10 protein-coding genes are annotated in these 5209 nt (G+C 52.2%); 9 read left to right on the top strand and 1 reads right to left on the bottom strand.

What is annotated here, in order from left to right; translation table 11 throughout:
* Positions 1-55: 55 nt before the first annotated feature.
* A complete protein-coding gene (locus AAIR21_RS27225; protein WP_422701744.1) occupies positions 56-712 on the bottom strand; it encodes a LexA family protein in 657 nt (218 codons plus the stop codon).
* 96 nt (positions 713-808) lie between these two features.
* On the opposite strand from AAIR21_RS27225, the gene AAIR21_RS27220 reads away from it, so the two are divergent.
* The 9 genes from AAIR21_RS27220 to AAIR21_RS27180 all read left to right on the top strand — a co-directional run.
* Positions 809-1027 carry a Cro/CI family transcriptional regulator gene (locus tag AAIR21_RS27220; protein ID WP_025203523.1) on the top strand — a complete coding sequence of 73 codons (219 nt, stop codon included), beginning with the start codon at positions 809-811 and terminating at the stop codon, positions 1025-1027.
* Positions 1028-1030: 3 nt separating this feature from the next.
* Complete coding sequence (locus AAIR21_RS27215; RefSeq protein WP_025205589.1) at positions 1031-1888, top strand: BRO-N domain-containing protein; 858 nt, start codon at positions 1031-1033, stop codon at positions 1886-1888.
* Complete coding sequence (locus tag AAIR21_RS27210) at positions 1885-2277, top strand: Lar family restriction alleviation protein (RefSeq protein ID WP_025205588.1); 393 nt, start codon at positions 1885-1887, stop codon at positions 2275-2277. Before AAIR21_RS27215 ends, AAIR21_RS27210 begins: the two co-directional genes overlap by 4 nt.
* Positions 2278-2418: 141 nt before the next feature.
* A complete protein-coding gene (locus AAIR21_RS27205) occupies positions 2419-2583 on the top strand; it encodes a hypothetical protein (protein WP_335265584.1) in 165 nt (54 codons plus the stop codon).
* On the top strand, positions 2561-2821 hold the full coding sequence (locus tag AAIR21_RS27200; RefSeq protein ID WP_422701742.1) for a hypothetical protein: 261 nt from the start codon (positions 2561-2563) through the stop codon (positions 2819-2821). Before AAIR21_RS27205 ends, AAIR21_RS27200 begins: the two co-directional genes overlap by 23 nt.
* Before the next feature lie 94 nt (positions 2822-2915).
* Positions 2916-3362: a hypothetical protein gene (locus AAIR21_RS27195; protein WP_422701741.1), complete on the top strand. Its 447-nt coding sequence runs from the start codon at positions 2916-2918 to the stop codon at positions 3360-3362.
* On the top strand, positions 3359-3559 hold the full coding sequence (locus AAIR21_RS27190) for a DUF4222 domain-containing protein (RefSeq protein WP_422701740.1): 201 nt from the start codon (positions 3359-3361) through the stop codon (positions 3557-3559). The genes AAIR21_RS27195 and AAIR21_RS27190 overlap by 4 nt, the downstream gene beginning before the upstream one ends.
* Positions 3540-4445 (top strand): hypothetical protein, encoded by a 906-nt coding sequence (locus AAIR21_RS27185; protein WP_422701754.1) that lies wholly within the window; start codon positions 3540-3542, stop codon positions 4443-4445. Before AAIR21_RS27190 ends, AAIR21_RS27185 begins: the two co-directional genes overlap by 20 nt.
* Positions 4446-4460: 15 nt before the next feature.
* Positions 4461-5209 (top strand): ATP-binding protein (locus tag AAIR21_RS27180; protein ID WP_434682749.1); only part of this gene is annotated, 749 nt, incomplete at its 3' end.

The following is a 5209-nucleotide window of genomic DNA, read 5'->3' as shown; positions in this document are numbered from 1 at the left end:
GTGTCAAGAATAAATGTTGGCATTCCAACATTATTTTGTGATGTGTTTGTTTTAATTAAAAATTCATGATGACTTGTTTTACCTTCCCTACAATATGACATCCATTGCCACACTCCATTGCCTTGTAGTTGGGGTTTAACGGCACCAGGTATCGATTAGGCCAGTCATCCACGAATTTTTTCAGCGTTGCCTCAGTGCCACCATCGATGTAGGCAACAACTATTTTTCCATTAATGCTTTCAATGCTAGGAATGTCGGGATCAACAATAATGATTGATCCTTCAGGGATGGATGGGGAGCCAGATGGGTTAGTCATTGAGTCCCCTTTGACGGTTAAAGCAAATGCGCCTTCCGATACAGAGGCCGTCGTATGCACCCATTCAGTCGCATCATCTCTACATAAGCCTGGTTCGGTTGTTGTCCAAGCCCCGGCCTGAACCCAAGAAATAAGAGGCACCTGTTTTACTTTCAACGACGTTAATTTTTGTGGCGCTGGCTCTTCGGCCTCCTCGCTAGCGCCAGTCATAAGCCATTCCTGACTGCACTTTAATGCCCGTGACAGGGCGTAAAGATTGGCTCCGTTAGGTTGATAACTTCCCGCCTCCCATCCAGTTAGCGTAACCCTATTTACACCAGCCATTTCAGCCAGTGCATGTTGTGTGAGTTTTAGCTCTTTCCGACGTTCACGGATTCGATCATTCATGTTTTTCATGTAGGCAATCTTACCTTTTAGCGATGTAAGTTTCTTGACATTTTAATGTTGGATATCCTACATTAATCGAATGATGAATTACAAAGAGTTATCCGCATGACGAAGTCAGAAGTCGTGAATTACTACGGTGGCGTATGCAAGGTGGCGAATGCCTTGGATATCAACCACTCGTCTGTTTCTGGTTGGCCCGACATCATCCCCAAAGGCGCAGCCCTTGAGCTGGAGAAGATCACCAACGGCGCTCTTAAGTGCGATCTCTCTCTTTACAAGAGTAGACCACGCAAAAACAAGCGCACCTCACCAAAGGAGGCATAAGAGATGAAAGCACAGATGACAACATTCCACTCGCCGGAGCTGGATTTCTCCCTTAGTGGGATGCTGTACCAGGGGAAGCCGGTATTTGTTGCTGTTGATGTGGCGATCGCGCTGGGTTATGAGCGTCCGTTTGATGCTGTTTCAACACACTGTAAATCATTGATTAAATTGAAACACGGTGAAATGGCGAGTTTAGGATTGGAGCCGAAACCCAATGGGATCAGCCTAATCGGTGAGCCGGATTTATACCGACTCATTCTCCGCAGCCAGCTTCCGAAGGCTGAGCGTGTTCAGGATTGGGTGTGTGAAGAAGTATTGCCGTCCATTCGCGCCACTGGTTCGTACAGCATGACTGTGACCAACACGAATGCCCCGAACTTTGACGATCCGATAGCTGTTGCTGAGGCATGGATTGAGGCCAAGAAAGCCGAGCGTCTCGCTATTGGCTATGTCGATCGTCAGGCTCGCTATATCAGCAAACTGCAAAACCACATTTCTGATGGCGTATCCCCCTGTCAGTTCTGCAAGCAACTGAACGGGGTCAACGTTCAACAGGTGAATGCCTTTCTCGCCGAACATAACTGGTTACGAGACGATCAGCCTGATGCTAAGTGTCCACGCTGGCGCGTAAAGGCATACGCACGCGATCAGTACCTCACAGAGAAATCCGGCAGAGTTGAGCAGACCGACGGCGAGATGCGCGAAACCTTCAAGCCAATCCTGTTGCACAAAGGCGCTGTCTGGATTTATCGCCACTACCTGAAGGGTGAACTTCCCATGAAGGCATCCTGGAATGGTGAGTTCACTCACATCAAAGAGCTGGAAACATCCCACAAACAGCAATGCCGGAGCGAAAAATGAAGAAAAAACTGAACTATATCGTGACCTTTACCGGTGAGTACGCCTTTGGTGGCCGCCAACCGATCCGGGTGAAAGTGCTGGCGCGTAACGTCAATCGGGCTATTGAGGTTGCGAGTAATGCAGTCGGTCGAGACTCCAACAAACCCGTGGATCTTGTCGTGCTCTCAGTTGTGCCAGATCTCGAAGAGATTATTCCTCTTAATTACGGGAGTAATGACCTTGACTCATGCCCGTTTTGCGGAAATCCCGATGTTAGCCTGGTCGATACGCTTAATGAGTATAGCGAGGAAACTCAATATATCGCGGCATGCGACTGCTGTGGCGCAACTCAGCCAGCCAGCGACAGAAAGAGCGTTATTCGCACCTGGAATCATCGCGAAGCTGACTAAATCATCAAAGGAGGCGTGATATGCGCGCAAATTTCTTTCTTGAGGTTCTCGGCTTTATCGCTATCGGAGTGGTTCTTACCGGGGCGCTATGGCTTGTTTTGTTCGTCTACTGCGTGCTGTTCGCGCACTGAGGGTTATGTGATGCAACAAACAACAGTTACCCATCAGCGCCCGCCGTTTGTCCCGGATCCCCGGTACTTCCAGAAGCTGTTGCCGCATGGTCTCGGCTTTGACGTTATGCGGGGTGTTTGTGTGCTGATAGCGAATGCAAAAGAGGCGCTGAATGAGCCCCGAATCGTTCATTGAGAAGCACATCATCTCGGCGCTGGTGGCGGAAGGATTTCCGTTGCAGGTGGCTCAGGGGGGGGCTCGTGAGGGGCTGGCGCATTACAGGCGTATGTCTCAGGCGAGCCGAAAGGGGAGAGCTTTCGATGATTGTCTGTTCTATTCCCGTCAGTGGGCGCTCGGGCAGACAACGGTCACTGAACGAAAAAAGGGCAAGAAAAAACCGGGAAAGGAAGTGGCCCCACCCGGTCTGTTCTGACTTCGTACATAACTTGTGGAATCAATCCAGGGGGATAAATTCCGTGAAAGACAATACCAGAGATCCAGTATCAGGTTCAAGTGAACATCCTGGCATGTCGCTACCGCAGCGCATCCTTGAGGTTCTTACCCATTACCCGGACAGCAAATCTGCAGATGTTGCCCGGCACCTGGGGGAGTTGAATCTCCGCGCTGTGTGCGATGCGCTAACTGGCCTTTCCCGTAATGGTGCGGTCACCCGCGTAAAGCGTGGTGTGTACCACTACAGCATCACCCCTGAACATGTCAGGCTGATGCAGAAACAGGAAGCCGGAAAACGCGCCGCAGAGACTGAAAAACCACATAAACAGGAGCGTCTAGAAGAGCTCGATAAGTTACGTCACTGCCTGGAAGAAAAGGGCTGGTTCAGCCGTGCGGCGATGGTTTGTCTCGAGATGGTTGACACAGCACTCACCGACGCCCAGCGCGAGAAATACGTCACCTTGCGAAGCCAGTACATCCGCATGGCCCGGAAAAAACGTCCGGCGAATGAACCTGCGTGAGTGAGTCTCCGGCGGTTATCAGCCTCGATCGCCAGTATCGCGATCAGCGTGGTCTGCCTGTGCACGTCACCGGCTACTGTGCCGAAAAACAGCAGGTCTATTTTACCCGGACCGGTTATCCGCATGAGTGCATGCAGCCGGTCTGGAAGGTTAAACAGTATTTTACGAAGGTAGATGATGAGCCGTCTTCTGATTAACGAAAACCCTCTGCAGGTTCTGCCGACGCTGGCCTGTGCCATTGGCCTTAACGAGGCCGTGGTGCTTCAGCAGATGCATTACTGGATGAACTCATCGCAGCATTTTTATGACGGACGCCGCTGGGTCTACAACAGCGTCCCGAGCTGGCGGAAGCAATTTCCATTCTGGAGTGAGTCGACGGTCAAACGTGCGCTGCTCAGTCTGGAAAAACAGGGCATGGTGACCAGCGCAAACTATAACCGGGATCCGCGCGACCACAGCAAGTGGTACAGCATTAATTATGACGCTCTGGCGACGCTCGACCAGCAGCAAAAACGGATGAACGATGCATCAGGTCAATTTGACCCGATCGAACGGGCCAATATGACCCAATGCACCAGGTCAATCTGCACCGATGCACAAGGTCAACCTGCACCGATGCAACAGGTCAGTATGACCCGACCATTACCAGAGAATACTACAGAGACTACACAAGAGATTACTCCAGAGAATAAAACCTCTGGTGCATCCGCTGACGCTTCTGCACAAAAACGCTCTTCCAGGGATGATTATTCCCCTGAGTTTGAACAAGCCTGGCAGGTATACCCAAAACGCGCAGGTGGCAATTCCAGGGCTGCGGCCTTCAAGGCCTGGAAAGCTCGCCTGAAAGACGGGGTTAAGCCGGAGGCCATGCTGGCGGGTGTTCAGCGCTACGCGGCTTACGTTCGGGCTACGGGCAGCGCCGGCACTCAGTTCGTCAAGCAGACCGCCACGTTCTTCGGTCCCGACCTCCACTTCGAAGAGGCATGGCTGACCCCATCCGCTCCCGGAGGTGGGCGGGCTGGCATGCTGCCGGTATCGGGATTCAGCGATCAGGACTACGGCAACTCAGGCAATAACTGGTAACGCAGGAAAATCAGCATGTTAAATCAAAAACAACGCGAAGAACGGGAAAATCTTCAGGCGCAGCGTGACACACTGCGCGATGAAATGGCCTTTGTGCGGGAGGGTAAAACTCCATGGCGTCACGAAAACTGGCAGGAAAGCCGCGGCACAGGAAACTGTGATAAACACGGGGAGTATCATACCCGCATTCTGACCGGTCCGGAGTATCGCGGCGTTCCTGCGGTGAAGACGTCACGCTGCCCGGCCTGCATAACCGCCGAACTGGATCAGGTGAAGTCTGAATTACGTGCGCTGCATGTGACCGACCTGCTGGACGAAGCGGGCATTGCCCGCCGCTTTGAACACTGCGAACTTACCAACTATCAGCCGGTAAATGACGCAGCACGACTCAATCTCGGTGCCTGCCAGCGCTACGTAGCTACATGGCCGGAGCGCTTCAAACTCGGTACCGGGATGGTCATGATTGGCAACTGCGGTACGGGCAAAAATCACCTGGCCGTATCGATGGCGAAAGAGATTATCCGCAACCATCTGGCTACCGTGGAAATCACCGACGTTATGCGACTGACACGCGCCGTGAAAAGCACCTGGCGTCACAGAGCCGACAGCACCGAGGAAGAGGTTATTGAGCGGTTTGCTTCACTGGATCTGCTGATTATCGACGAGGTGGGCGTGCAGTTTGGCAGCCCAACGGAAATGACTATCCTGCAGGAAATCATCAATGCCCGGTATGAAAGCATCCTGCCGACAATCCTGATCAGCAA

It is taken from the genome of Enterobacter sp. PTB (genome assembly GCF_051130085.1).
Lineage (GTDB): Bacteria > Pseudomonadota > Gammaproteobacteria > Enterobacterales > Enterobacteriaceae > Enterobacter > Enterobacter ludwigii.
This window is presented reverse-complemented; position numbering and strand designations above follow the sequence as displayed.

What these genes read in the sequence shown, in the direction of transcription:
- AAIR21_RS27225 (WP_422701744.1), bottom strand. Translation starts at nt 712, where the DNA reads ATGAAAAACATGAATGATCGAATCCGTGAACGTCGGAAAGAGCTAAAA.
- AAIR21_RS27220 (WP_025203523.1), top strand. Translation starts at nt 809, where the DNA reads ATGACGAAGTCAGAAGTCGTGAATTACTACGGTGGCGTATGCAAGGTG.
- AAIR21_RS27215 (WP_025205589.1), top strand. Translation starts at nt 1,031, where the DNA reads ATGAAAGCACAGATGACAACATTCCACTCGCCGGAGCTGGATTTCTCC.
- AAIR21_RS27210 (WP_025205588.1), top strand. Translation starts at nt 1,885, where the DNA reads ATGAAGAAAAAACTGAACTATATCGTGACCTTTACCGGTGAGTACGCC.
- AAIR21_RS27205 (WP_335265584.1), top strand. Translation starts at nt 2,419, where the DNA reads ATGCAACAAACAACAGTTACCCATCAGCGCCCGCCGTTTGTCCCGGAT.
- AAIR21_RS27200 (WP_422701742.1), top strand. Translation starts at nt 2,561, where the DNA reads ATGAGCCCCGAATCGTTCATTGAGAAGCACATCATCTCGGCGCTGGTG.
- AAIR21_RS27195 (WP_422701741.1), top strand. Translation starts at nt 2,916, where the DNA reads ATGTCGCTACCGCAGCGCATCCTTGAGGTTCTTACCCATTACCCGGAC.
- AAIR21_RS27185 (WP_422701754.1), top strand. Translation starts at nt 3,540, where the DNA reads ATGAGCCGTCTTCTGATTAACGAAAACCCTCTGCAGGTTCTGCCGACG.